The organism is Streptomyces sp. S07_1.15 (assembly GCF_020739505.1).
Taxonomy (GTDB): domain Bacteria; phylum Actinomycetota; class Actinomycetes; order Streptomycetales; family Streptomycetaceae; genus Streptomyces; species Streptomyces xinghaiensis.
In genome coordinates this window covers 4,134,605-4,159,816 of record NZ_JAJBZK010000001.1, presented here as the reverse complement: position 1 = coordinate 4,159,816, position 25,212 = coordinate 4,134,605, and the positions used below count along the sequence as shown (strand labels likewise).

Here is a 25,212-nt window from a genome sequence, read left to right as displayed (position 1 = left end):
GACTGTCCTGGAGGCCAACCGGACGGGGCCGTGAACCCGGACCGGCCGCCGTTCCGTCCGCGGGCGGGGCGCCTCAGGTGAAGACCACGGTCCGGTGGCCGTTGAGCAGGACCCGGTGCTCGCTGTGCCACTTCACCGCGCGCGCCAGCGCCTGGCACTCCACGTCCCGGCCGACGGCGACGAGCTGCTCGGGACTGACCTCGTGCCCGACGCGCTCGACCTCCTGCTCGATGATCGGGCCCTCGTCGAGGTCGGCCGTCACATAGTGCGCCGTGGCGCCGATCAGCTTCACACCCCGGGCGTGCGCCTGGTGGTACGGCTTGGCGCCCTTGAAACTCGGCAGGAAGGAGTGGTGGATGTTGATGATCCGGCCGGACAGCTGCTTGCACAGATCGTCGGAGAGCACCTGCATGTAGCGGGCCAGCACGACGAGTTCGACGCGCTCCGTGCGCACCAGCTCCAGCAGCCGCGCCTCGGCCTCCGGCTTGTTCTCCCTGGTCACCGGGATGTGGTGGAACGGAATGTCGTAGGACTCGACGAGCTCGCGGAAATCCGTGTGGTTGGACACCACGGCCGCGATCTCGACCGGCAGCGCCCCGATCCGGGTGCGGAACAGCAGGTCGTTCAGGCAGTGCCCGAACTTGCTGACCATGAGCACCACGCGCATCTTCTCGTCGGCCCGGTGCAGCTGCCAGTCCATGCGGAACGAGTCGCCGATGGCGGCGAAGCTGGCGCGCAGCTTCTCCAGCGTGACGGGCTCCTGGGCGTGGCCGTCCTCACCCGGGGGGCGGCCGCCGTAGCGGCCCTGGCCGGCGGTGCCGCCGCTGAAGTGCACCCGCATGAAGAACAGTCCGGTGTCGTGGTCGCCGAACTGCTGGCTGTCCTCGATGTTGCAGCCGGTCATGAAGAGGTAACTGGACACGGCATGGACGATGCCCTGCCGGTCGGGACACGACAGGGTGAGGATGTACTGCTCGGGGGCCTGCCCGGAGGCGGCGGGCTGCGACTCGCTCATGACCCCATAGGCTCCCACATCCGCCCGGTTCCCAGCGGCCCGGTCCATATCCGCCCGCTCACCCCGGGCCCGGCCGTCCGGCCCCGCGGCCCGGCGCTCCGCCCGGCCCGTCGGACCGCCCGTCCCGTCAGACCGCCCGGGCCATCAGCGCGAGCGCGTCCAGGGAGCGCGGCGGGGCGTCCGGGTCCTCGCCGTCGTTCTGCGCCAGCCGTACGTGCGCGTCCCGGGCGGCCCGTACGGCCTCCGGCCAGCCGTGGTGTTCGAGGTAGACGGCGACGGGGGCGTCCGGGCCGACCTGGTGCATGATGCGCAGCACGCGGAGCACGGCGACGTCGACGAGCGCGGCCTCCTGGGAGTCGCGGAAGATCGTCCCGACATACTTCTCCGCCGACCAGTTGTCGAGCCAGGTGTCCTCGACCAGCCGGTAGACGGCGTCGGTGACGTCCCCGTACCCCTCCCGTCCGGCCAGCCAGCACTCCTGCTGGAACACGGGGTCCGAGAGCATGTGGAGCGCGGAACGCACATGGGCGCGCCAGCGCCACCAGGGCATGTCATTGAGCGGCATACCGCCCATACTGAGTGAGCGGTGGCCGCGACGGGAAGACCTCTCCGAACCCTGCACAGGATGGAATGGTACGTTCCGCTCGGCGGCGCCCTTTCCGCGCCCCCGCTGTTCACCCTCCCGTCACCCCGTGTTGACCTTTCATCACGGCGGAGTTACCGGCCGGGCGGAATCGTCCCTACCCATGACTGGACGGCTACGCCCCACCCCCCCGTTTCCGCGCAGGGCGGTCACCGTCGCGGCCGCGACGGCGGTCTGCGCCTCGCTGCTCGCCGGCTGCGGCAGCCTCACCGGCACCTCGGGCGCCAAGGACCCGGTGACCGTGATGACCTGGGCCCCCGAGGGCACCTCGGCGACGAACATGCCCGGGATGCCCGCCATGGCCAGGGCCTACGCCCGCTGGGTCAACGAGAACGGCGGCATCAACGGCCACGAACTCGAGGTCATCACCTGCAACGAGCACAACGACACCGTCAGCGCCGGACGCTGCGCACGCCGCGCCGTGGCCGAGGAGGTCGCCGCGGTGGTCGGCTCCTACAGCCAGCACGGACGCGCCTTCATGTCGCCCCTCGAATCCGAGGGCATCCCGTACATCGGCGGATACGGGGTCACCGACGAGGAGTTCACCAGCCCGCTGTCCTATCCCGTCAACGGCGGGCACGCCACCCTGATCGCCGGCAGCGGCCGGCAGCTCGCGGCGCAGTGCGAGCGCGTCACCCTGGTCCGTCCCGACACCATCAACGGCGACCAGATGCCCTCCCTGATCAGCGCCGGCCTGGCCGAGGGCGACCGCCAGGAGGCCAGCGACGTCCGCGCCCCCGAGGACGCCTCGGAGTACAAGCGGCAGAGCGAGCTCGCCCTGGAACTCCTGGAGGTCGAGGACCGGGGTACGGAGGGCGCGTGCGTCACCGCCGCCCTCGGCGACCGCACCGGCACCTTCTTCGACTCCTTCCGGCGGCTGCGCAAGAACAGCGATCCGATCCGGCTGGCCTCCGTCCTCGGCAGCGTCCAGCAGTCGCTCGTGGACCGCACCGGCGGCTCCGGCAGCCCCTTCGAGGGCGCCTCCATCACCAGCTGGTACCCGGCGGCGGACGACCCGGCCTGGGACACGATGCGCGCGGTCGTCCGCGAACACGCCTTCAGCGACAACCGCGTCGACGTCTCCGACCCGGGCGTCCAGACCACCTGGATCGCCTACACGGTGCTGCACCGGCTGATCGAGTCGATCCACGACGGTCCCGTCACCGGCCGGTCGCTGCGCCAGGCGCTCGACAGCGGCGTCGGCGCCGACGGCATCGACACCGGCGGGCTGACCCCCAAGCTGAGCTGGAACTACCAGGACGTGCTGGGCGCGGGCGACTACCCGAGGATCGCCAACACGATGGTGTCCTTCCAGGAGGTGCGGGACGGGCGGCTGGTGGCGTCGCGCGACGGCTTCGTCAACGTGGCCAATACCTTGGAGCGCCGCTACACCTATGCGCAGAGCAGGGCCGCCGAGGAGTGACGCGGGGCACGGCGCGGACCGGTTCGGGCGCGCCGCGGCCGCCGTGCGCACGACGGGCACGGCACCGGCGCCCCGGCGGTGAACCGGGGGCCGGCCGCCGCCGTTCGGATCAGAGCTGCAGGTACTGGCGTTCGGTGAGGCCGTGCTCCTTGGCGATCGGGTTCCAGAGCGCGGCGGCCTTCTTCTTCGCCTCGGTGGCCCGCCCGCTGGCGGTATTGCCCTTGGCCGTCTGCCCGGTCACCTTCGCCTTGCCGCCCTTGCAGCCGCCCTTGCCGGAGGCCACCTGGTCGGCCCAGGCCGCGTAGTGGTTGTCGGCGGCGGCCGACGCCTTCCACGCGCTGGTCAGCGAGGCGGTGAGCGACGCGTGCTCGGGCAGCCGGTCGACGGAGATCTCGCCGAGCCGGGTGACCAACTCGTTCCGCTGCTTCGCCGCGTCCCGCAGATCCGAGGCGGCCTTCGGCAGGTTCTTGCAGGCGCCGATGTTCTGCACGGCCTTGATCACCGCCTCCCGGCTGTTGTTGCTGTCCGCGAGCAGCGCGTCCAGCGCCTCGGCCTGCTCCTTCACCGGGTCCGCCGCCGATGACGGCTCCGTGCCCGCCGACTGGCTCGCGGCGACCGGCTTCTTGTCGTCCTCCCCGGACCCGTCGTCGCTGCCGCCGCTCAGCGCGGCTCCCGCCGCCAGGCCGGCCACGACGCAGCCGCCGATGACGATGCCGGCCAGCGCGGCCGGGGAGAGCGGCCGCTTGCGCTCGGCGTTGCGGCGGGCGGCGCGGCCCTGCGGAGCCTGCGCCTCGTGCGGCGCGGGCGGCTGCTGGAACTGCTGCTGCCCGTACTGCGGCCGGGACGGCGGCGGGGGCGGGGGCTGCTGGTCGAAGCGGGGCATCTGCTGCGTGGCGTCCGGCCCGTCGGCGGCGCGGGAGTCCCGGAACAGGCCGTCGAACTCCGCGGGCGGCTGCCGGTCGCCGGGCGAGCCGGGCCTGACGCCGTAGGGCTCGTGCCCGGGGGGCGGCGGTGCCGGTGCCGCGGCGGACGGCGGGCCGGAGGGCCGGCCAGGGGCCGGGCCGTCGCCCGGTACGGGCGCGATGTACTGGGTGGCCTGCTCGTCCGCGTTCTCCGGCGGCCGCGGCGCGGGGCCGCCATCGGTGCGGCGGCCGAGGAAGGTGGTGGACTCGGAGGGCCTCTCCGGCGGCAGCGGCCCCCCGGCCACCGGCGCCATGAACTGGGTCGCCTCGGCGTCGGACGAGGGTGGTGCCGGAGGGGCCGGGCTCTGCGGGGGCAGCACCTGCGTCTCCTCTGCGGGCAGCGGCATCGGTCCCGGCGCGGGCGGCAGGGGCTCATGGTGCCGCTGCGGCTCGTACCGCGACTGCTGGGGCTCGTACCGCGGCTGGGGCGGCGGCTGCTGCCCATACTGCTGATCCTGCTGCCCGTACCGCTGATCCTGCTGCCCGTACTGCTGATCCTGCTGCCCGTACTGCTGATCCTGCGACCCGTGCCGCTGGTCCTGCTGCCCGTGCCGCTGGTCCTGCGGCTCGTACTGCGACCGCCCGCCCCCGGACCGCTGCCGCTCCTCCTGCTGCTGCTCCGGGCCCCAGGGCTGCCCCCACGGCTGCCCGGCCGCGGGCGCCGTGTGCCGCTCGGGCACGATCGGCTCGCCGCCACCGGCAGGCAGCACGATGCCCTCGTACGCATGACGTTGCGGCTCGTTGCCCTGTCCGCTCTGCGACACCAGGACTCCTTGGCTCTGCGGGGACCACTACGGAAGCTCCCTGCACGCTACCCGTTGTCCGCGCGCCTCTGCCACGCGCCTGGTCACAGCCGCCCACCCGGCCCCGGAAGGGCGGCTCGGGGCCAAGGCCCCACGGGTGTACCGCAGTTGTCGCCCCGGTGTCCTGCCGGTGCCGCGCGGGTGCCGCGGTTGCCGCGGGTGCCGTACCGGCGCCGCCCGTGCCGTCCCGTGCCGCCGCGGGCCCCGGCGGACGAGAGGGCTTCCCCCGTCGGCGACGCCTCGGGCCGGACCGGGGGACCCGGCCCGGCCGCCCAGCCCGCCGCTACGCCGCCACCGGTTCCGCCGCCCGCTCGCCGAACTCCCGTACCGCGCGTTCGGCCGCGAAGGGCTTCAGCCGCTGCTGGAAGTCCTCCAGGTACTCCATGCCCCGGTTCGAACGGAGGCCGCCCAGGAGCTCCAGCGCCCGTGTCCCGGTGTCGCACGCCTGCTCGATCTCGCGCTGCTGGGTCTGGGCCGCCGCCAGCAGCAGCAGTCCGATCGCCCGGCGCCGCACCCGCCCCTCCGGATGACCCGCGAGAGCCTCCTCGGCGCGGCGGCGGGCCGGTCCGGCGTCGCCCAGGTCGCGGTGGCAGTGCGCCAGTTCGTCGGCGAGGTAGGCCTCGTCGAAGTGGCCGATCCAGGCGGGGTCGTCGCCGTTCCCGGCCCGCTCCATCGCCGACACCGCGCGCGCCGCCACAGTCGTGAAGGCCGCGCCGTCGCCCATCAGCGCGTGCCCCCGCGCCTCCGCCGCCAGGAACATCGCCTCGGCCCGCGGAGTGACGTGGCCGCGCGCCCCCTCCTGCGCCGCCCGGGCCAGCTGCGCGATCTCCCGCGGATTGCCGAGGGAGGCGGCCAGGTGACTCATGCCGGCGGCGAGGACGTAGCCGCCGTAGCCGCGGTCCCCGGCGGCCTGGGCGAGCCGCAGGGCCTGGATGTAGTAGCGCTGGGCCAGCCCGGGCTGGCCGGTGTCGACGGCCATGTAGCCGGCCAGTTCCGTCAGGCGGGAGACGGCCGCGAACAGGGCGCGCCCCACCGGCTCCTTGTACGAGCCGCCGAGCAGCCCGGAGACCACGCTGTTGAGGTAGTGCACGACGACCGGGCGCACATGCCCGCTGCCGTAGCGGTGGTCGAGCTCGGTCAGCGCCGCGGTCATGTCCCGTACGGCCTCGACGTCGGTCATGCCGACCCGCGCGCCGCCCGCCCGCGCCACCTGCGGGTCGGTTCCGGTGATGAGCCAGTCGCGGCTGGGCTCGACCAGCGCGGACGAGGCCACGGTGGACCCGGACAGGAAGTCGCGGCGGCCCACGTCGCTCCGCCACAGCTCACAGACCTGTTCGATCGCGCCGGGCACCGTGGGCGAGAACTGCAGCCCCACCCCGGAGGCGAGGTTCTTGCCCTCGGCCATGCCGATCTCGTCGATCGTGACCGTGCGCCCCAGCTTGCGGCCCAGGGCCTCCGCGATGACGGCCGGGGCACGGCCGCGCGGCTGCTGGCCGCGGAGCCAGCGGGCCACCGACGTCTTGTCGTAGCGCAGGTCGAGACCGTGCTCCGCGCCGCAGAGGTTCACCCTGCGGGCGAGCCCGGCGTTCGAGCAGCCCGCTTCCTGTATCAGCGCCCCGAGCCTTTCGTTGGGCCGGCGTGCGACGAGCGGCCTGGCTGCCATGCCTCTACCCCCTTGATCGCGAGCGTGGTCGGCAGGCGGTGCCCCGGCTCCGTCTCCGCTCCCCACGGGGACGTACCGGTCAGTTCCTGCCATGTCGTCTGATCGGTGCCTACGAGATCGTTCGGCGGGTTACTCGTGCGCAAGATGTCGCACTACGGACTACCCGCCCACACGGCACCTGTCGCCCACGCGCCCCCGCCGGTGCATCCGTGCGCCCCGGACGGGGGCGGGGTGCGCCGGGTCGCACCACCGCGGAGCCGTACCCCGGGGCGGACACGGCGAGCGGTGACCGGTGGGGACGGAGCGCGCGGCCCCCGCACGGCGGGCCGCATTCCGGTACCGCGCGGACAGCCGCCGCCGGAAGCCGCGCCCCGGCGGGCACGGCGGGGGCGCCGGGCGGTGCCGCCCGGCCGTCACCTGGCCGCGTCCGGGCCCGGCGGCGCGGCCGGCGGAGCGGAGCGCCCGGGAAGCGGAGGAGGCCGGGCGGGCACCCGCCCCGGCTCCGGAACCCGCCGCTCCCGTGGGGGACGGGCCACCGTGCGCCGGGGGCGCATCCGGAAGCGCGGCGCGGAGCGCCGGGTGGCGGGCGGCGTGGCGGGGCCCCTCGGCGCCTCCGGAGAAGGCGCCACAGGTCCTCCTGCGGTCGGACGTGCGTCCGGCTCCCCACCCCGTAGGGTGCCTTGCCGGGGGGCCGGAACGGGAGGCTCCCCCGGGGGAACACGCGGGGACGATGAAGGGCGCGGGACGTGGCAGAGAAGCGGACGGCGGAGAGGCCCGACCACACCGACCACACCGACCGGACGGGCGCGGCAGCCGGCACGGCGGCGGCGGACGCGGGGACGGAGCCGGCGGAAGCGGGGACGGAGGCAGCGGAAACGGCAGCAGCGGTAGCGGAAACCGGTGCGGCGCCCCCGGCGGACACGGCCGGAGCCCCCGTCGCCGTCCGGGTCCGCGGGCTGTGGAAACGGTTCGGCGAGCAGGCGGCCGTCGCGGGGGTCGATCTGGAGCTGCCCGCCGGGCGGTTCATCGGCCTCGTCGGGCCGAACGGCGCGGGCAAGACGACGACCCTGTCCATGGTCACCGGGCTGCTGCGCCCCGACGCGGGCCAGGTGCTGATCGGCGGCCACGACGTCTGGGCCGACCCGGTCGCCGTGAAGTCCCGGATCGGGGTCCTCCCCGAGGGACTGCGGCTCTTCGAACGTCTCTCCGGCCGCGAACTGCTCACGTATCTGGGCCGGCTGCGCGGGCTGCCCGGCGAGGAGGTGGACCAGCGGACGACGCAGCTGCTCGACGTGCTCGGCCTGGCCGGCGCCCAGCACAAGCTGGTCATCGACTACTCGACCGGTATGCGGAAGAAGATCGGCCTCGCCGCCGCGCTGCTCCACAACCCGGAAGTGCTGTTCCTCGACGAGCCGTTCGAAGGGGTCGACCCGGTTTCCGCCCAGACGATCCGCGGCGTGCTGGAGCGCTACACCGCCTCCGGCGCGACCGTCGTCTTCTCCAGCCACGTCATGGAGCTGGTCGAGAGCCTGTGCGACTGGGTGGCGGTGATGGCCGCCGGCCGCATCCGCGCCCGCGGTCCGCTCGCCGAGGTGCGCGGCGACGCGCCCACGCTGCAGGACGCCTTCCTCGAACTGGTCGGCGCGGGCGGCCACGACGCCGGGCAGAGCCTGGACTGGCTGGGCGGCGGCGCCCGGTGAGCACCACACCCACCCCACCCACCGCCCCCGCCGTTCCCGCGCTCGGTGCCGCCGGCCGCCCGGACGCGCCCCCGTCCGCCGGAGGAGCCGCCGTCACGGCCGTCTTCGTCCGGCTGAAGCTGTCCCTGCTCCGCAACGGCCTGCGCCAGTCGGCCGGCCGCAAGGCGGCCTACATCGCCTCGCTCGTGTTCACCCTGCTGTTCGCGGCTCTGCAACTGCTGGGCCTGATCGCCCTGCGCGGCAATGAGCACGCGCCCGCCCTCGTCCTGACGATCACCGCCGTCCTCACGCTGGGCTGGGCCGTGATGCCGCTGTTCTTCTCCGCGGGCGACGAGACGCTGGACCCGACGCGGCTGGTGATGCTGCCGCTGCGCCCGGCCCCGCTGGCGCTCTCCCTGCTGGTGGCCTCGCTCATCGGCATCGGCTCGCTGTTCACCCTGACCCTGGCCGCCGGTTCGGTGGTGGCGGTGGCCCACGGCACGGCGGCCGTCGTGACGGGCGTGGTGGCCGCGCCGCTGGTGCTGCTGGTGTGCGTGGCGTTGTCCCGCGCGGTGGCCGCCGCGAACGTCCGGCTGCTGACCAGCCGCAGGGGCCGTGATCTGGCCCTGCTCAGCGGTCTGTTCATCGCGGTCGGCGCCCAGTTCGTCAACCTCGGGGTGCAGAAGCTGTCCGAGCCCGGCGGACTGCGGGTCCTGGAACCGGCGGCGGACGTGCTGCGCTGGGTGCCCCCGGCCTCCGCCCTGGACGCCGTACGCGCCGCGGGCGCGGGCTCGTACGCCACCGCGGCCGCGCAGCTCGCGCTGACCGGCGCCGCGCTGGCCCTGCTGGTCTGGTGGTGGCAGCGGAGCCTCACCCGGCTGATGACCGCCCCCGACGGCTCGACCCTGCAGGCCGCCACCACCCCCGAGAAGAAGCCGTCCGGCGACGGCACCGGCCTCGCCCGGCTGCTGCCGCCCGGCCGCACCGGCACCGTCATGGAACGCACCCTGCGCTACGCCTGGCGCGACCCCAAGGCCAAGACCGGCTGGGTCTCGGCGCTGGGCATCGGCCTGCTGCTGCCGGTGGTGTACGCGGTGCAGGGCAACGGCAGCCCGTACGCGGCGTGCTGGGCGGCAGGGCTGCTGGGCATGCAGATGTACAACCAGTTCGGGCAGGACACCTCCGCCTTCTGGATCGTGGCGCAGACGATCTCCTCGCCGCGCGACGCCTACCTCGAACTCCGCGGGCGGGCGATGGCCCTGGCGGTCGTGGCGGTGCCGTATGTGACGCTCGTGGTGATCATCTCCTCGGTCCTGCTGGGGGACTGGAGCGCCTTCCCGGAGGCCCTGGGCGTCTCCCTGGCCCTGCTGGGCGCCATGCTGGCGACGGGCGCACTCGCCTCGGAGCTCTTCCCGTACTCGATCCCGCAGGACAGCGGCTTCAAGAACGTCGCACCGGGGCAGGCCGGGCTGGCGTGGCTGAGCATCCTGGGCGGCATGCTCGCGGCGGCGCTGCTGTGCGCGCCGCTCCTGGCACTCGTCATCTGGATGCATGTCGCGGGCGCCCACGCCTGGCTGTGGCTGATCCTGCCGGCCGGTGCCCTCTACGCCTGGGGGATCACCCGCCTCGGCCTGCGGCTGGCGGCCCCGCGCACGGCCGCCCGGCTGCCGGAGATCCTGGCGGCGGTCAGCAAGGCCTGACCGCCGCCCGGGCGGGCCCCGCGACGGGCCGCTCAGGCCGGCGTCACGCTCTCCAGGAACGGTTCGACGACCGCCCGCCAGCCCTCGGGCCGGTCGTAGTGGACCAGATGCCCCGCGTCCGGCACCTCGGCGTACTCGCCCCGCGGCAGCACCCGCACCATCTCCTGGGCCTCGGCACGGCCCAGTTCGCCGTCGAGGCCCCGTACGACGAGGGTGGGGCACCGCACCTGGGCCAGTTCGTCCCAGTGGGCGTCGTGCACCCAGGACTCCCGCGCCCGCAGCATCGCCCGGCGGGAGAAGACCGGGCGCCAGCCGTCGGCGCGCTCGGCCATCACCTCGGCGAAGAAGTCGCCGCGGGACGGCCGGGGGCGCTCCAGGCCCGGATCGTCCTCGCCGAACCACGTGCGGACGTCCGCGAGGGTCGCGAAGGGCAGCGGCCAGGACGCGAACCACTCCTCCCACTCGCGCTGCGAACGGGCGCCGAGCGCGGAGGCGCGCATGTCGCAGATGACGAGCGCCCGGACGAGGTCGGGGCGGCGGGCGGCGAGCTGCCAGGCCGTCAGGGCGCCCATGGCGTGGCCGATCAGCACGGCCGGGCCGAGCTCCAGCCGCTCCAGAACGGCCTCGGCGTCGGCGACGTAGGCCTCCCTGGTGTACGGGCCGCCGGCGGGCTTCTCGCTGCGCCCGTGGCCCCGTTGGTCCAGGGCGACGGCGTGGTGGCGCGCGGAGAGCCAGCGGGCCGTCTCCGCCCAGTGGGACGCACGCCCCATCAGCCCGTGCAGGAGCAGGGCCCCCGGGGCCGCCTCGCCCTCCCGTACGCCCTTGGGCGGGTCGGCGAACTCCCAGGCGGCCAGCCGGACTCCGTCGGCTCCGGTCGTGTTGATGCGCCGAACCATGTGATCTGGCACCCCCATTCCTTCCGGCTGCCGTTGCGGTGTGCCGCCCCGCGGCCGGCCGCGGCGCGTCTGTCTCGGGTCCGTCGGGTCCGTCGTGCCTCTCGTGCCGCTCGCTCTGTGCCGTGCCGGTGGTGGCGTGCGGTTCGTGTGGTGAGCGGGGGTCGTGCCGTGCGGGGTGGAACACGGATACAGTATCGAACTCTTATTCGAACATGGGGTGATGGAGCCGCATCGCCGTACAAGAACCCTCGTACGGGTGACAGCCCTCAAGGATTGGCCGCCGCGGCCGAGGGGATGGAAAGAACGAGGTGAGAACGCCGGCACCGACCCTGAGAGCTCGGGGCTCCGGGTCGACCGGCGCGCCACGGGGAGGCGAGGCCCCGGCTACGCCATGGCGAGCCGGGGCCTTCGAACGCCCGGGACGGACGCCGGAAGACCGCCGGATCGACGGGCTCGGCGGGATCAGCAGGCTCGACGGGATCGGTGGGCCGGCCTGCGGGGCCGATGCGGTACCGCCCCCGGCTCGTACGGTGTTCAGCCCGCTCCGGCCGCTTCGTCCGCCCGCCCGGACCGGCCCTCCCCCGGCGCTTCCGGCCGGGGTATCGGCACCGATCCGGCTCCCTCGGCCCATCGCGCACACCTCCCGGTCGGCGGACAGAACGCGGCGCCCCGCGAATGCCCCAGCGCCATATGCCTCAGCGACAGGGTGACATGCCCGGCCGTCCGCGCGCTGCCCCTACGCCCTTAATCCAGCCCCTGTGTGCCCCTCGCGCCCGCGCTTCTGACGGGCCGTCCGCACCTCGGACGCCTCGCCGCGCGCCCCTCCCGCGCCGCCGCGCCCGGCCCCCGGTGCGGTGCCCGAACGGACCACGGGCGGCGTACGGCGGGGCACCTTCACCCGGCGCCGCGCCCGCCCGCCGCGGCAACGGCGCGGACCGGGGCGCGGACCCGGGCGCCGGCCCGCTCCGCGCCGGCGCTAGCGCTTCGCCACGAACACATGGGAGGCGACGTCCGCGTCCAGCTCCGCGGCCTCCCCGCCGCTGCCGACCAGCACACCGCCCGCCGACTCCCGGACGCTCACCACCGAGCCCGGCTGCACCCCGGCCCGCCGCAGCGTGTACATCAGCTGGGCGTCCGTCTGGATCGGCTCGCCGATCCGCCGGACGACCACCGTCTTGCTCTCCGCGCCCGGGCGCAGATCGACCAGGCTGACCACGCCCTCGCCGAGGAACGGATCGGACCGGCCGGACTCGCCCAGCTCCTCCAGGCCCGGGATCGGGTTGCCGTACGGGGACTCCGTGGGGTGCTGCAGCAGCTCCAGCACGCGCCGCTCGACGGCCTCGCTCATGACGTGCTCCCAGCGGCACGCCTCGGCGTGGACCTGCTCCCACTCCAGCCCGATGACGTCGACCAGCAGGCACTCGGCCAGCCGGTGCTTGCGCATGACGCGGGTGGCCAGCCGGCGGCCCTCCTCGGTCAGCTCCAGGTGGCGGTCCCCGGCCACGCTCAGGAGTCCGTCGCGCTCCATCCGCGCCACCGTCTGGCTGACCGTCGGACCGCTCTGGTCGAGCCGTTCCGCGATCCGCGCGCGCATGGGCACCACACCTTCCTCCTCGAGCTCCAGGATGGTGCGGAGATACATCTCCGTGGTGTCGATGAGTCCGGACATGCGTGCCCCTCGTAGATGGTGCGGTGGCCCCGGCCCCCAATTCTTGCGCATGCCGGGGACAACCGGCCCCTGTCGTGCGGCGGGCCGGCGCGGTATTGACAGGGAAGTGGTGTAGACCGCACCGTGATCGCCGCGGGGCGGGCCCGGCCGGGGCCCCACCGCGGCGGACCGACCGCGGCGATCCCGCGGAGCCCCGCTCGGACTCCGGCGGCTCCCGGGCCTCCCGCGAATCCTCCGGCCTGCTTCCCCCGATCCTCCCCCGATCTCCGCCGGACGTCCGGCGGAAACCCCAACGGACCCCACGGAAAGGGCCCCTCGGCGATGAGCGACAGCGCGCTTCCCGGGAACCGTCCCACACGGCTCACGGCACAGCTCACCACCCCCCGGCCCGGCGAGGACCTTCCCGGACGGTTCCTCGACGCCGCCGCCGGCCTGCTGCGGCGCGTCCGCGACGAGGAGACCGACGCCATCCTCCGGGCCGGGTCCCTGATCGCCGACACCGTCACCGCGGGCGGACGGCTCTTCGCGTTCGGCGCCGGGCACTCCTCGCTGCCCGCCCAGGACGTCGTCTACCGCGCGGGCGGTCTCGCCCTGATGAACCTGCTCGCCGTACCGGGCGTGACAGGAGTCGACGTCGTGCCCGCCACCCTCGGCAGCGCACTCGAAAGGGTGGACGGGCTGGCGGAGGCCGTCCTCGGCACGGCCCCGGTGCGGTCCGGCGATCTGCTCGTGATCATCTCGCTCTCCGGGCGCAACGCGCTGCCGGTGGAGATGGCCCGGGGCGCCCGGGCGCGCGGGCTGACGGTGATCGGGGTCACCTCCGTCGCCTACGCCGCCGCCACCAAGCCGCAGAACCCCAGCGGCACCTTCCTCAAGGACCACTGCGACGTGGTCCTCGACAGCAAGATCTCCGTGGGGGACGCGGAACTGACCGCCGACGGCATCGACGCACCCTTCGCCCCCGCCTCGACCGTCGTGACCAGCGCGCTGATGCAGGCCGTCATGGCCTCCGCCGCCGGCGAGCTCGCCGCGCGCGGGGTGACCCCGCCGCTGCTGCGCTCCGGCAACGTCGACGGCGGCCACGACTGGAACCGCGAGGTCCTGGACGAGTACCGCGACCGGATCTTCTACCGGCACACCTGAACCCCGGCGGACCGGGCCCACCGGGTCCGGGGTGCCCCCGGCTCACCGTCCGGGGCGCGTCACCCCGGCCAGGTCCAGCAGGACGGCCGTGCGGACCGCCACGTCCTCCGCGTACACCGCGTCCTGGCGTTCGAACGGCCGGCGGCTCGCGCCCCGGAGGAACGTCAGCACGCCCAGGGTCCGGCCGCGGCTGCGCAGGACGACGCAGAGCGCGTGCACCGAGTCCTCCGGCCACTGCCGGGCCCGCGCCCAGTCGCGCGGGTCCGCCGCGCCCCCGGTGATCGCGGAGGAGCGGACGGAACCGGTGCGCTCCACGGCCCGCGGCGCGGGGTGGCCCTCCGGGTAGCCCACGGGGATGCCGCCCGGTTCGATCGCCGAGCACGGGCCCCCCGCACCGGTCGGCGTGGCCGCGGCCCGCACCAGCCGGCCGGCGGCCGGTCCGTCCGGGGACAGCAGGTCGAGCAGCGCGTGGTCCGCGAACCCGGCCAGGGCGAAGTCGACATGGACGGTCGCCGCTTCGGCCGGGTCCTCGCATTCGGCCGCCGAGATGCCCGCGCGGTGCAGCTGGTTGCCGCGGAAGCGCAGCAGCGAGCTCTCCCGCTCCAGCAGTTTCGTCTCCGTGACGTCCTGGAAGAACCAGGCGACGCCCAGCGGCACCGGCTCCTCCGCGAGCGGTGACGCCAGCCGGACGAAGCCGCTGCGCCAGCAGCGGCGCCCGCCGTCGTCGCGCCCGGCCCCGGCCGCGTCCGGGGAGCCGCCGGCGCCGCCGGCGCCGCCCGTGCCGCCCGTGCCGCCCGTGCCGTCGCTCCGGGCGGGGCGCAGCGTCACCCACAGGTCGCTGGGGGCGGGGGGCGTGCCCTCCGCCAGCACGTGCTGGAGCGAGCTCTCCAGTTCCTCCGCGCCCTGCGACAGCAGATCTCCCAGCGGGCGTCCCAGCAGCTCGGCCCGTTCCCGGCCGAGGGTGCGCGCCGCGTGACCGCCCACCACGGCGGGGCGCAGGTCGGCGTCCACCAGGACCACGCCCCAGGCGGCGTCTTCGAACAGGGCGTCGCTCAGCGCCAGGGACCGTTCCAGATCGATCTGGGCGTGCACCTCGCTGAACGCGCAGTAGACGCCCGCCGGCTCTCCCTTCGCGCCCCGCACGGCGGCCGACTGGGTGCGGACGAGGACCCGGCCGCCGTCCTTGGTGAGCAGCGCGAATTCGTGAACCTGGCGGCCCGGGGAGTCCATCGCCGCCATCAGCCGGCCCTGCACCTCGTCGGCGTCGGCCGTGCGGACGGCCCAGCCGGCGAAGCCGTGCCGGCCGACCGCTTCCTCCGCCGACCAGCCGAGGATGCGTTCGGCCTCGCGGTTCCAGTGGGTGACGACACCGTCGGCGTCGAAGGCGCAGAGGGCGGCGTCCATGCCGTCCAGCAGCGCGGCCAGCAGGTCGGAGTCCTCGCAGTCCGGCGGGGGACAAGGAGTCTCCCGGCCGGGACCGGCGGAACGCGCCGACGGGACGGGGCCTGAGCCGGACGGCCGTTGAGCAGTCACCTGGCACCTCCAGACGACGTGGCTGCGTAGCGCTGTACGTACTCCGTAATCCGTAATCCCGTTTCATTGAACTCGAACGTGATGGAGCCCACACCGTGTTCCCGGAAATCGGTGGCCCCGGGCGACGACCGGGGCCGGGAGCGGTCCGCAACGGTCCGGTACCGGCAGACAGTTGGGAAGGAAGACGCACGCGGACGGCGGGCGGGAGGACGCGGCCGCCCGCCCTGTCCGGAGAAGTCCCCCGAAAAAGCGTTGAGTCCCGGCGGGTCGTCCGCCTACCCTCGCAGCACACGAGAAGGGAGGTGGTTCGGCAGATGTCAGAAATCCGGACGCGTGAGGTGACTGCGGGCTAGCAGTCCGTCGTCGCGCTCTGCGCACCGCCGGACCCGCACGTGAGAGATGCGTGCAGCCGGCCCAATTCCCAGCAGTCACCCGACCCGCGAGCCGCCGGTACGTCCGACCGGCCCCCTTGCCGCCGAGCCGTTGGCCCGGCGCTGGGGGAAGAGGCTCGCGGGTCGTCTGCGTTCCCGGCCCGCGCCGTCCAGGGGCACGGGACCGGCACGGGCCCGGGCCCCGGCGCTCCCCGTGGGGCCGCCGCGGGCAGCCGCCGCCGTCCCGCCGCCCGGTACCGCCATCCGGTGCCGCAGTGGCCCTACGGGCACACCCGCTGGACCGTCCAGCCCTTCGCCGTCGCGGAGCGGATGTAGCGCAGGCGGTCGTGGAGGCGGTTCTCGCGGCCCTGCCAGAACTCGACCGCCTCCGGGAAGACCCGGTACCCGCCCCACTCCGGCGGCACCGGCACCTGCTCGCCCGGCGGATAGCGGTCCGCCAGCTCCCCGTAGGAACGGTCGAGTTCCTCCCGGGAGACCACCAGCTCCGACTGGCGGCTCGCCCAGGCGCCGAGCTGCGAGCCGTGCGGGCGGGTGCGGAAGTACGCCACCGTCTCGTCCCGGCCGACCCGTTCGGCCACCCCCTCCACCAGCACCTGGCGGGCGATGGGGTGCCAGGGGAACAGCAGCGCCACATACGGGTTGGTGTCGATCTCCCGGCCCTTGCGGGAGGTGTAGTTCGTGAAGAAGACGAACCCGCGTTCGTCGAAGCCCTTCAGCAGGACCGTCCGCGAGCTGGGCCGGCCGCTGGCGTCGACCGTGGAGACGACCATGGCGTTCGGCTCGTAGAGGCCGCTCTCCGACGCCTGCCGGAACCACCGGGCGAACTGCTCCATCGGCGCCCCGGCGAGATCCCCCTCGTACAGACCTCCCGAGCGGTAGTGCTCGCGCATGGCGGCGGGATCGTAGTCGGGCGCCACCGGCTGATCGGCGTCGACGTGCGGCACGGACTCCACGGACTCCAGAGAATCATCAGGCACGGACTCATCTTGCAGCATCATCCGAAGAGCCGAAGACACTGACGGAGCGTTGACGCAGCGTTGTGGGGCCCTACGCGGCGTAACTCCTCCCCCGGAAGATGGCACGGTGTGCCGCTTCTCACGCTTCCCCGCATCGGCCGAACCGGCCAAAATCATCGGCTGGGCCCCTATAGCCCCCGGATGGCGCGAGATATCGTGTCCCGCCTGTAGAGACCCTCAGTGCCTCTCCGGTGTGCGCCCGAACGGATAACCATCTCCCGGGCCGGGCATCACCGGGGTAACCGTTACGGAGCGTGAGCCGCGTCGGCGTCGCAGAGCCGCGGAGCGGGGCGGCCGCGCATCCGGACCGGCACCGCACACCGCAAAGCTTGACATTCTGGTCACAAGCCATGTGTGTCGACCACATCACGCCACAGAGGAGCCGCCTGATGTCCGACTTCGTACCCGGACTCGAAGGAGTCGTCGCGTTCGAGACGGAGATCGCCGAACCGGACAAGGAAGGCGGCGCCCTCCGCTACCGCGGCGTCGACATCGAGGACCTCGTCGGCCACGTCTCCTTCGGCAACGTCTGGGGCCTCCTCGTCGACGGCGCCTTCAACCCCGGCCTGCCGCCCGCCGAGCCGTTCCCCATCCCCGTCCACTCCGGTGACATCCGCGTCGACGTCCAGTCCGCGCTCGCCATGCTCGCCCCCGTCTGGGGCCTGAAACCGCTCCTCGACATCGACGAGTCCCAGGCCCGCGACGACCTCGCCCGGGCCGCCGTCATGGCGCTCTCCTACGTCGCCCAGTCGGCGCGCGGCCAGGGCCTGCCGATGGTCCCGCAGCGGGAGATCGACAAGGCCGACACCGTCGTCGAGCGCTTCATGAAGCGCTGGCGCGGCGAGCCCGACCCCCGGCACGTCAAGGCCGTCGACGCCTACTGGACCTCCGCCGCCGAGCACGGCATGAACGCCTCCACCTTCACCGCCCGCGTCATCGCCTCCACCGGCGCCGACGTCGCCGCGGCGCTCTCCGGCGCCGTGGGCGCCATGTCCGGCCCGCTGCACGGCGGCGCGCCGTCCCGCGTGCTCGGCATGATCGAGGAGATCGAGCGCACCGGCGACGCCACCGCCTACGTCAAGAAGTCCCTCGACAAGGGCGAGCGCCTCATGGGCTTCGGCCACCGCGTCTACCGCGCCGAGGACCCGCGGGCCCGCGTGCTGCGCCGCACCGCCAAGGAACTGGCCGCGCCGCGCTACGAGGTCGCCGAGGCGCTGGAGCGCGCCGCCCTGGAGGAGCTGCACAACCGGCGCCCCGACCGGGTGCTGGCCACGAACGTCGAGTTCTGGGCCGCCATCGTGCTCGACTTCGCCGAGGTGCCCGCGCACATGTTCACCTCGATGTTCACCTGCGCCCGCACGGCCGGCTGGTCCGCGCACATCCTGGAGCAGAAGCGCACGGGCCGCCTGGTCCGCCCCTCGGCCCGCTACATCGGCCCGGGCACCCGGAACCCGCGCGAGGTCGAGGGCTTCGCGGACATCGCCGGCTGAGCACCGGCCCGTTCCCGCCGGGCACCCCCGCGCCCCGGCTACGCCCGCCGGGCCCCGGCCGCATCCGCCGGCCCCCCTGCCCCCGCACCCCGGTGCGGGGGCAGGGGGGCGGGGGCGGTGTGCCGCGGGCCGGAAAACTCAGGAGTCCCCGGCCCCGTGCTCCCCGGTGCCGCCGGGCCCCCGGCCGAGCGTCTCGTCCAGGATGCGGGCCCACTGGGCCACCACCCGGTCGCGGCGGGCCGCGTCGTCCGTGAGCAGCGTGGCCAGGCCGAGGCCCCGGGCCATGTCCAGCAGGCCCTGCACCGTCTCGCGGACCCCCGGCACCGATTCGTCGGCGCCGAGCAGCCCGACCGCCATCCGGTGACTCTCCCGGCCGATACGGGCCTCCAGCGCGGTGACGCGCGGCTTGAGCTGCTCCTCGTTCGAGGCGGCCACCCAGAGGTGCAGCGCGGCCCGGAACAGCGGCCCCGTGTAGAGGGCGACGATCGCCTCCACGACGGCCCGGGTGCGGCCGCCCGGCGCCGCGTTCCCGCCCCGCACGGCCCCCTCGCCGCTGAGCATCGCGCGCAGCGCCGCCGAGCGTTCTTCCGCCACGTGTTCGACCGCCGCCGTGAACAGATCCTCCCGGGTGGGGAAGTGGTGCTGCGCCGCGCCCCGGGACACCCCGGCGCGCTCGGCGACGACCGTGACCGTGCTGCCGCTCCAGCCGTGTTCGGCCAGGCAGGCGACCGCGGCCTCCAGCAGCCGCTGCCGGGTGGCACGGCTGCGGTCCTGCTTGGGGCCGCGGACCGTCGTCACCGCGCCCATACCGGGTCCCGGCGTTCCAGGAAGGCGGTCATGCCCTCGCGGGCCTCGGCGGAGGCGAAGAGGCGGGCCGACTGCTCGGCCAGCTCCCCGGTGTCCCGGTCGAACCGGCGCAGGACATCGGCGGTGACCAGCTTCTTCGACTCCGCCAGCCCCTGCGGGGACGCCCGCCGCAGTCCGTCCAGGATCGGGGTGAGCGCCTCGTCCGGGTCCTCGGCCGAAACGGTGACGAGGCCGATCCGGCTCGCCTCGTCCGCGTCGAACCGCTCGCCCGTGAGGTAGTAGCGGGCGGCGGCGCGCGGGTCGAGGCGCGGCAGCAGCGGCAGGGAGATCACCGCGGGCGCCAGGCCGAGCCGGGCCTCGGTGAACGCGAAGCTCGTGCCCGGTCCCGCCACCGAGATGTCGCAGCACCCCAGCAGGCCGAGCCCGCCCGCCCGCACATGGCCGGTCACCCGCGCCACCACGGGCTTCGGCAGCTCCGTGACCGTACGGAGCAGCCGGGCCAGGCCGAGCGGGGCGGAGGCCGCGTCCGCCGAGCCGGCCTCGGTGAGGTCCGCGCCGGCGCAGAACGTGGTGCCGGTGTGGGTGAGCAGGACGGCGCGGACGTCCGCGTCGGCCGCGGCCTCCGCCAGGGCCTCGTGCAGTTCGGTGACGAGGCGGGTGGAGAGCGCGTTGCGGTTGTGCGGCGAGTCGAGGGTGAGCGTGGTGACGCCGCGTTCGGTCGCGCGGCGCACCAGGGGCCGCGCGGAGGGCTGTTCCGGCTGCTGTGCCGGGGCCTGTGCGTCGGTCATGGCGTGGTGGACGTCCTTTCCCGGGTCCGGAGTTCGCGCCGGAGGATCTTGCCGCTGACGGCGCGGGGCACCGCGTCCAGGAACTCGACCCGGCGGATCTTCTTGTAGGGGGCGACCCGTTCCGCAACGTACGTCATGACCTGCCCGGCCGTGGTCCCGGCCCCCGGCCTGCGCACGACGTACGCCTTGGGGATCTCGTTGCCGTCCTCGTCCGTGACGCCGATGACCGCCGCGTCGGCGATCTCCGGGTGGGTCAGCAGGCAGGCCTCCAGCTCGGCGGGCGCCACCTGGTAGCCCTTGTACTTGATGAGTTCCTTGACCCGGTCGACGACGAAGAGCCAGCCGCCGGCGTCCACCCGGCCGACGTCCCCGGTGTGCAGCCAGCCGTCCTCGTCGATCATCGCGGCGGTCGCGTCCGGGCGGCCGAGGTAGCCCTTCATCACCTGCGGGCCGCGGATCAGGACCTCGCCCGGCTCGCCCGGGTCCACGTCCTGTGCGGGGTCGTCGAGGGAGACGATCCGCATCTCGGTGCCGGGCACCAGGGTGCCGACGGTGCCCGGCGGCGGGTTCTCCGCGTCGAGCGGCACGGCGTGCGTGCCGGGCGACAGCTCCGTCATCCCGTACGCCTGCAGCACGGGCGGTACGCCGAGGCGGCGGGAGCAGGCCGCGGCCAGCTCGGCGTCCAGGGGCGCCGCGGCGCTCAGGACGTACCGCACGGAGGACAGGTCGTGCTCCGTGACCGCCGGGTGCTTGGCGAGGGCCAGCACGATCGGCGGGGCGACGTAGAGCGCCGTGACCCGGTGGCGTTCGATGGCCGCCAGGTACTGCTCCAGGTCGAAGCGGGGCAGCACGACGACGGTGGCGCCCCGGCGGAGCGGGGCGTTCATGAGGGCGGTCAGGCCGTAGATGTGGAAGAAGGGGAGAACGGCGAGGATGCGTTCGTCCGTCTCGTTCGGGAGCAGCGGATCGAGCTGGGCGAGGTTGGTGGCGATGCTGCGGTGGGTGAGCATCACGCCCTTGGGGGCGCCGGTGGTGCCCGAGGAGTACGGCAGCACCGCCACGTCCTCGGCGGGGTCGATCTCCACCACCGGTTCCGGGGCCGTCGAGGCGAGCATGTCGTGCAGGACGGAGCGGTGGCCCTCCGCCCGGTCGCAGACGAAGATCTCCGCGACCGGACCGCCCCCGGCCGCCTCCGCCGCGGCGGCCGCCGCCTTGGCCGTCTCCAGGAGCAGGGACACCGTGACGATCCAGCGCGCCCCGGAGTCGCGCAGTTGTTTGGCGAGCTCCTCGGCGGTGGCGAGCGGGTGGACGGTGGTGACGGAGGCGCCGGCCATGGTCGCGGCGTAGAAGACGGCCGGATAGGCGATGGTGTTCGGGCTGTGCAGGGCCAGGACGTCGCCCTTGCGGACCCCCGCCTCGGCGAGCGCCGCGGCGATCCGGCGGGTGAACGTGTCGAGCTGGGCGTAGCTGACCGTGGTGCCGTCCACGCCGTCGATCAGCGCGGGGGTGTCCCCGAACTCGGCTGCCCGGCCGAGGACGGCTTCGTGGATGGGCTGATCGACGGGCCGGACGTCCGGGTAGGCGCTCCGGTGGATCATGGTGATCCCTCCGCTCTCTGGGTCCCTGTGTGCCTGTATCCCTGTGTGCCTGGTGCCTCTGTGCCTGCGGGTGTGTGCTGCCTGCGGGCGTGTGCTGTTTTCGGGGGTGTGCTGTATTCGGGGGTGTGCTGTTTTCGGGTGTGCTGCCCGGGTGCCTGCTCGCCCGTGTTCCCGAGCCGCATCGCGCGCCGGGCCGCGGCCCCGGTCGGCCCCCGGGTGCACGGCACCGCCACACCCCGGCGCTGTGATGAGGCTCACAGCCCCCGCGGGTGGCTCACAAGGATGACCGACTCAGTACGACTTGGGGAGCCCCAGGGACTGGTGGGACACATAGTTGAGGATCATTTCCCGGCTCACCGGGGCGATCCGGGCGACCCGGGAGGCGGTGACGAGCTGCGCCAGGCCGTACTCCTTGGTGAGGCCGTTGCCGCCGAGCGTGTGCACCGCCTGGTCCACCGCCCGGACGTTCGCCTCTGCGGCCGCGTACTTGGCCATGTTGGCCGCCTCGCCCGCGCCGATGTCGTCCCCCGCGTCGTACAGGCGGGCCGCCTTCTGCGTCATGAGGCGCGCCAGTTCGAGTTCTATGTGCGCCTGGGCGAGCGGGTGCGCGATCGCCTGGTGCGCGCCGATCGGCGCCTTCCACACCTGCCGGGTACGGGCGTAGTCGACCGCCTTCGCCAGGGCGAAGCGGCCCATCCCGAGGGCGAACGCGGCCGACATGATGCGCTCCGGGTTGAGCCCCGCGAAGAGCTGGAGCAGTCCGGCGTCCTCGTCGCCGACGAGCGCCTCGGCGGGCAGCCTGATGTCGTCGAAGCTCAGTTCGAACTGCTTCTCGGCGGCGTGCAGTTCCATGTCGATCTGCCGGTACTCGAACCCGGGGGTGTCCCGGGGGACGATGAACAGGCAGGGCTTGAGCTTGCCGGTGCGGGAGTCCGCGGCCCGGCCGACGATCAGCGTGGCGTCCGAGATGTCCACCCCGGAGATGAAGACCTTCCGGCCGGTGAGCAGCCAGTCGCCGCTGCCGTCGGGGGCGCGGCGGCCGGTGGTGGTGATCCGGTGCGAGTTCGAACCGGCGTCGGGCTCGGTGATGCCGAAGGACATCACGCGGCTGCCGTCGGCGAGGCCCGGCAGCCACTGCCGCTTCTGCTCCTCGGTGCCGAAGCGGGCGATGACCGTGCCGCAGATGGACGGCGAGACGACGAGCATGAGGAGCGGGCAGCCGGCCGCCCCCAGTTCCTCCAGCACGATGGCGAGTTCGGAGATGCCCGCGCCCCCGCCGCCGTACTCCTCGGGGAGGTTGATGCCGAGGTAGCCCAGCTTGGCGGCCTCCTGCCACAGGTCCTGGATGTGGCGGGTCCTGGTGGTGGGCTCGCCTTTCCCGCCGGGGCCGGCGCCGGGGCCGGGGCCGGGGCCGTCCGCGGTGAAGAAGTCGCGGGCGTAGCGGGCCCCGAGGGCGGCGACGGCTTGACGGAGGGCGCGGTGTTCGTCGGATTCGAGGGCTGTGGACGCGGTGACTGCGCTGGAGGACGGGGACGCGGGCATGAGGGCCTCCTCGGGAGGGGCTTGCTGGAGAGGGGCGTGCTGTACGGGTGACGGTGTGGACGGATGCGGGAGGGTGCGGACGGGTACGGGGTGGCGGCTACGGGCGGGACGGGCCGCCGGTGGGGCGGGGGCCGGACGGGTGGACGGACGCCTCCGGGCGTCGCGTCGGGAACCGAACAGTGGAGACCGGGCAGTTGGGGCCGGGCAGTTGAGACCGGGCAGTTGAGACCGGGCACTTGGGGTCGTATGACCGAGCCGGGCGGATGAGACCGGGCAGCCGCGGCCGGGAAGGCCCCGAGCCGCCGGCCCCGCTGCGACAGCCCCAGGCCCCCGGCCCCCGGCCCCCGGGCCCGTACTCAGGGGCCGTCCGACACGACGGCCAGCAGGGCGCCCACCTCCACTTGCCGGCCCGGGGCGGCGTGCAGGGCCGTCAGCGTGCCCGGGGTGGGGGCCGTGATGCGGTGCTCCATCTTCATGGCCTCCAGCCACAGGAGCGGCTGCCCCTGCTCCACCCGGTCGCCGACGGCGACGTCCGCCACCCGCACCACCGTGCCCGGCATGGGAGCCAGCAGCGAGCCCGGCTCGGTACGGGCGGCCGGGTCGGTGAAGCGGGGGACGGTAGTGAACGCACAGGCCCCCAGGGGCGATTCGACGTGGACCCGGGTGCCGTACACGGCCACCTCGAAGGTGCGGCGGACCCCCGCCGTCTCCAGGACGACCCGCTCCGGGCCCGCCGCGACCAGCCGTACGTCCGGATGGCCGGGGGCGTCCAGGCCGTCCCGGGTGAGGCGGTGGCGGATCTCGTACGCGGTGCCGTCGGGCTCGGCGCGGTAGACGGTGGTCTGGTGGCCGGAGGGCAGATTGCGCCAGCCGCCCAGACGGGCGGGGAGGCCCGCCGCGGAACCGGTGCGGGCGGCTGTGGCGGCCAGCGCGGCCGCCAGGGCGGAGATGCCCACCGGGCCGCCCGCCGCCGTGCTGCCCGCCGTACGGCCCACCGGGCCGCCCGCCGCGGGCCCGGCGGAGGCCGGTTCGGTGAGTTCCGGCAGATGGCGGTCGTAGAAGCCGGTGTCGAGCCGGCCCGCCGCGAAGTCCGGGTGGCGGAGGGAGCGGACCAGCAGGTCCCGGTTGGTGACCGGGCCGTGGACGCGGGCCCGGGCCAGCGCGTCGGCCAGCCGGCGGACCGCCTCGGCCCGCGTCGGCGCGTGGACGATCGCCTTCGCCAGCATCGGGTCGTAGTGGACGCCGATGGTGTCGCCCCCGGTGAACCCGGTGTCCAGCCGCACGCCGGGAACGTCGAGGCGGTACAGCGGCCCGGACTGGGGCTGCCAGTCCCGTGACGGGTCCTCCGCGTACAGCCGGGCCTCGACGGCGTGCCCAGTGGGCGCGGGCGGCTCGGCGGGCAGCTCGGCGCCCTCGGCGACACGGAGCTGCCAGGCGACGAGGTCGAGACCGTAGACCTCCTCCGTCACCGGGTGCTCCACCTGCAGACGGGTGTTCATCTCCAGGAAGTACGCCCGGTGTGCGGCGGAGACGAGGAACTCGACCGTCCCCGCGCCGGTGTAGCCGATGGCGCGGGCCGCCTCGGCCGCGGCCGTGTGGAGGGTGTCGCGCAGCGCCTGCGGCAGGCCGGGGGCGGGGGCCTCCTCGATGACCTTCTGATGACGGCGCTGGAGTGAGCAGTCGCGGGTGCCGAGCGCCCAGACGGTGCCGTGGGTGTCGGCCAGGATCTGCACCTCGACGTGGCGGCCGTTCTCCACATACGGCTCCGCGAACACCTCGCCGTCACCGAAGGCCGAGGCGGCCTCCGCGGAGGCGGCAGCCAGTTCGGCGGGGAGGTCGGCCAGGTCGCGGACCAGCCGCATACCGCGTCCGCCGCCACCGGCCGCCGCCTTGACCAGGAGCGGGAGGTCCGAGCCGGTGGCCCGGTCCGGGTCCACGGGGCGCAGCAGCGGCACCCCCGCCTCGGCCATGAGGTCCTTGGCGCGGGTCTTGGAGGCCATCGCGTCGATCGCCTCGGGTGGCGGGCCGATCCACACCAGTCCGGCGTCCCGGACCTGCCGGGCGAAGCCGGCGTTCTCGGAGAGGAATCCGTAGCCCGGGTGGACCGCGTCGGCGCCGGCGGTGAGGGCCGCCTTCACGATCAGGTCACCGCGGAGGTAGGTGTCCGCGGGGCTGTCGCCCGGGAGACGCACGGCGGCGTCGGCGGTCCGCACGTGCAGGGCCTCCGCGTCGGCGTCGGAGTGCACGGCGACCGTGGCGAGGCCCAGCTCGCGGCAGGTGCGGAAGACGCGGCAGGCGATCTCGCCGCGGTTGGCGACCAGGACGGTGCGCAGGGGGCGGGCGGGGGTGGTGACGGGGACAGGGCCGGCCGTGCCGCTGCCGGCGGGACCGGTGGCCGTCCCCGGGCCCGGCTCTGCGTTCGACTCTTCGTTCGGCTCTGTGTTCGGCAT

General features: G+C 74.4%; 18 protein-coding genes. 5 read left to right on the top strand and 13 right to left on the bottom strand.

Features of this window, described 5'->3' with window-relative positions:
- Nucleotides 1-73: 73 nt before the first annotated feature.
- On the bottom strand, nt 74-1,015 hold the full coding sequence (purU, locus tag LIX60_RS17990; RefSeq protein WP_125626450.1) for a formyltetrahydrofolate deformylase: 942 nt from the start codon (nt 1,013-1,015) through the stop codon (nt 74-76).
- A 127-nt stretch (nt 1,016-1,142) separates the two neighbouring features.
- Complete coding sequence (locus LIX60_RS17985) at nt 1,143-1,589, bottom strand: hypothetical protein (RefSeq protein WP_019711901.1); 447 nt, start codon at nt 1,587-1,589, stop codon at nt 1,143-1,145.
- A gap of 172 nt (nt 1,590-1,761) precedes the next feature.
- Here LIX60_RS17985 and LIX60_RS17980 point away from each other — a divergent pair, with 172 nt between their 5' ends.
- Nucleotides 1,762-3,081: an ABC transporter substrate-binding protein gene (locus tag LIX60_RS17980; RefSeq protein ID WP_227959350.1), complete on the top strand. Its 1,320-nt coding sequence runs from the start codon at nt 1,762-1,764 to the stop codon at nt 3,079-3,081.
- A gap of 109 nt (nt 3,082-3,190) precedes the next feature.
- Here the strand turns inward: LIX60_RS17980 and LIX60_RS17975 are convergent, their stop codons facing one another.
- On the bottom strand, nt 3,191-4,807 hold the full coding sequence (locus tag LIX60_RS17975; protein WP_227959349.1) for a hypothetical protein: 1,617 nt from the start codon (nt 4,805-4,807) through the stop codon (nt 3,191-3,193).
- Nucleotides 4,808-5,129: 322 nt separating this feature from the next.
- On the bottom strand, nt 5,130-6,509 hold the full coding sequence (locus LIX60_RS17970) for a transcriptional regulator (protein ID WP_227959348.1): 1,380 nt from the start codon (nt 6,507-6,509) through the stop codon (nt 5,130-5,132).
- Nucleotides 6,510-7,465: 956 nt separating this feature from the next.
- On the opposite strand from LIX60_RS17970, the gene LIX60_RS17965 reads away from it, so the two are divergent.
- Together LIX60_RS17965 and LIX60_RS17960 are read left to right on the top strand one after the other, a co-directional pair.
- Nucleotides 7,466-8,209, top strand: coding sequence for an ABC transporter ATP-binding protein (locus LIX60_RS17965; protein ID WP_043471708.1), 744 nt, complete (start codon nt 7,466-7,468; stop codon nt 8,207-8,209).
- Entirely contained in the window at nt 8,206-9,888 is a 1,683-nt protein-coding gene (locus LIX60_RS17960) for a transporter (protein ID WP_374117876.1), read from the top strand. The genes LIX60_RS17965 and LIX60_RS17960 overlap by 4 nt, the downstream gene beginning before the upstream one ends.
- 32 nt (nt 9,889-9,920) lie before the next feature.
- Here the strand turns inward: LIX60_RS17960 and LIX60_RS17955 are convergent, their stop codons facing one another.
- Both LIX60_RS17955 and LIX60_RS17950 read right to left on the bottom strand, forming a co-directional pair.
- A complete protein-coding gene (locus LIX60_RS17955) occupies nt 9,921-10,784 on the bottom strand; it encodes an alpha/beta fold hydrolase (RefSeq protein WP_227962817.1) in 864 nt (287 codons plus the stop codon).
- A 976-nt stretch (nt 10,785-11,760) separates the two neighbouring features.
- Nucleotides 11,761-12,453 carry a metal-dependent transcriptional regulator gene (locus LIX60_RS17950; RefSeq protein WP_227959346.1) on the bottom strand — a complete coding sequence of 231 codons (693 nt, stop codon included), beginning with the start codon at nt 12,451-12,453 and terminating at the stop codon, nt 11,761-11,763.
- 321 nt (nt 12,454-12,774) lie between these two features.
- Between LIX60_RS17950 and LIX60_RS17945 the strand changes: the two genes are divergently transcribed.
- Nucleotides 12,775-13,596, top strand: coding sequence for an SIS domain-containing protein (locus LIX60_RS17945; RefSeq protein WP_227959345.1), 822 nt, complete (start codon nt 12,775-12,777; stop codon nt 13,594-13,596).
- Between the two features lie 42 nt (nt 13,597-13,638).
- Here LIX60_RS17945 and LIX60_RS17940 read toward each other — a convergent pair whose 3' ends face one another.
- Nucleotides 13,639-15,129, bottom strand: coding sequence for a PAS domain-containing protein (locus LIX60_RS17940; RefSeq protein WP_227959344.1), 1,491 nt, complete (start codon nt 15,127-15,129; stop codon nt 13,639-13,641).
- Between the two features lie 652 nt (nt 15,130-15,781).
- Nucleotides 15,782-16,411 carry a pyridoxamine 5'-phosphate oxidase gene (gene pdxH, locus LIX60_RS17935; protein ID WP_039823699.1) on the bottom strand — a complete coding sequence of 210 codons (630 nt, stop codon included), beginning with the start codon at nt 16,409-16,411 and terminating at the stop codon, nt 15,782-15,784.
- Nucleotides 16,412-16,926: 515 nt separating this feature from the next.
- On the opposite strand from pdxH, the gene LIX60_RS17930 reads away from it, so the two are divergent.
- Nucleotides 16,927-18,027: a citrate synthase 2 gene (locus LIX60_RS17930; RefSeq protein ID WP_227959343.1), complete on the top strand. Its 1,101-nt coding sequence runs from the start codon at nt 16,927-16,929 to the stop codon at nt 18,025-18,027.
- Nucleotides 18,028-18,165: 138 nt separating this feature from the next.
- Here LIX60_RS17930 and LIX60_RS17925 read toward each other — a convergent pair whose 3' ends face one another.
- The 5 genes from LIX60_RS17925 to LIX60_RS17905 all read right to left on the bottom strand — a co-directional run bounded on the left by LIX60_RS17925 (nt 18,166) and on the right by LIX60_RS17905 (nt 25,212).
- Nucleotides 18,166-18,834 (bottom strand): TetR/AcrR family transcriptional regulator, encoded by a 669-nt coding sequence (locus tag LIX60_RS17925; RefSeq protein WP_227959342.1) that lies wholly within the window; start codon nt 18,832-18,834, stop codon nt 18,166-18,168.
- Nucleotides 18,822-19,622 carry an enoyl-CoA hydratase family protein gene (locus LIX60_RS17920; protein WP_227959341.1) on the bottom strand — a complete coding sequence of 267 codons (801 nt, stop codon included), beginning with the start codon at nt 19,620-19,622 and terminating at the stop codon, nt 18,822-18,824. Before LIX60_RS17920 ends, LIX60_RS17925 begins: the two co-directional genes overlap by 13 nt.
- Nucleotides 19,619-21,220 (bottom strand): 4-coumarate--CoA ligase family protein, encoded by a 1,602-nt coding sequence (locus tag LIX60_RS17915; protein WP_227959340.1) that lies wholly within the window; start codon nt 21,218-21,220, stop codon nt 19,619-19,621. Before LIX60_RS17915 ends, LIX60_RS17920 begins: the two co-directional genes overlap by 4 nt.
- 291 nt (nt 21,221-21,511) lie before the next feature.
- Nucleotides 21,512-22,762, bottom strand: a complete 1,251-nt coding sequence (locus LIX60_RS17910; RefSeq protein ID WP_227959339.1) for an acyl-CoA dehydrogenase family protein — start codon at nt 22,760-22,762, stop codon at nt 21,512-21,514.
- 356 nt (nt 22,763-23,118) lie between these two features.
- Nucleotides 23,119-25,212 carry a biotin carboxylase N-terminal domain-containing protein gene (locus tag LIX60_RS17905; RefSeq protein ID WP_227959338.1) on the bottom strand — a complete coding sequence of 698 codons (2,094 nt, stop codon included), beginning with the start codon at nt 25,210-25,212 and terminating at the stop codon, nt 23,119-23,121.

Bases quoted from the DNA above. Each gene is read 5' to 3' on its own strand.
- purU (WP_125626450.1), bottom strand. From the start codon at position 1,015: ATGAGCGAGTCGCAGCCCGCCGCCTCCGGGCAGGCCCCCGAGCAGTAC.
- LIX60_RS17985 (WP_019711901.1), bottom strand. From the start codon at position 1,589: ATGGGCGGTATGCCGCTCAATGACATGCCCTGGTGGCGCTGGCGCGCC.
- LIX60_RS17980 (WP_227959350.1), top strand. From the start codon at position 1,762: ATGACTGGACGGCTACGCCCCACCCCCCCGTTTCCGCGCAGGGCGGTC.
- LIX60_RS17970 (WP_227959348.1), bottom strand. From the start codon at position 6,509: ATGGCAGCCAGGCCGCTCGTCGCACGCCGGCCCAACGAAAGGCTCGGG.
- LIX60_RS17955 (WP_227962817.1), bottom strand. From the start codon at position 10,784: ATGGTTCGGCGCATCAACACGACCGGAGCCGACGGAGTCCGGCTGGCC.
- LIX60_RS17950 (WP_227959346.1), bottom strand. From the start codon at position 12,453: ATGTCCGGACTCATCGACACCACGGAGATGTATCTCCGCACCATCCTG.
- LIX60_RS17945 (WP_227959345.1), top strand. From the start codon at position 12,775: ATGAGCGACAGCGCGCTTCCCGGGAACCGTCCCACACGGCTCACGGCA.
- pdxH (WP_039823699.1), bottom strand. From the start codon at position 16,411: ATGCGCGAGCACTACCGCTCGGGAGGTCTGTACGAGGGGGATCTCGCC.
- LIX60_RS17930 (WP_227959343.1), top strand. From the start codon at position 16,927: ATGTCCGACTTCGTACCCGGACTCGAAGGAGTCGTCGCGTTCGAGACG.
- LIX60_RS17925 (WP_227959342.1), bottom strand. From the start codon at position 18,834: ATGGGCGCGGTGACGACGGTCCGCGGCCCCAAGCAGGACCGCAGCCGT.
- LIX60_RS17920 (WP_227959341.1), bottom strand. From the start codon at position 19,622: ATGACCGACGCACAGGCCCCGGCACAGCAGCCGGAACAGCCCTCCGCG.
- LIX60_RS17915 (WP_227959340.1), bottom strand. From the start codon at position 21,220: ATGATCCACCGGAGCGCCTACCCGGACGTCCGGCCCGTCGATCAGCCC.
- LIX60_RS17910 (WP_227959339.1), bottom strand. From the start codon at position 22,762: ATGCCCGCGTCCCCGTCCTCCAGCGCAGTCACCGCGTCCACAGCCCTC.
- LIX60_RS17905 (WP_227959338.1), bottom strand. From the start codon at position 25,212: ATGCCGAACACAGAGCCGAACGAAGAGTCGAACGCAGAGCCGGGCCCG.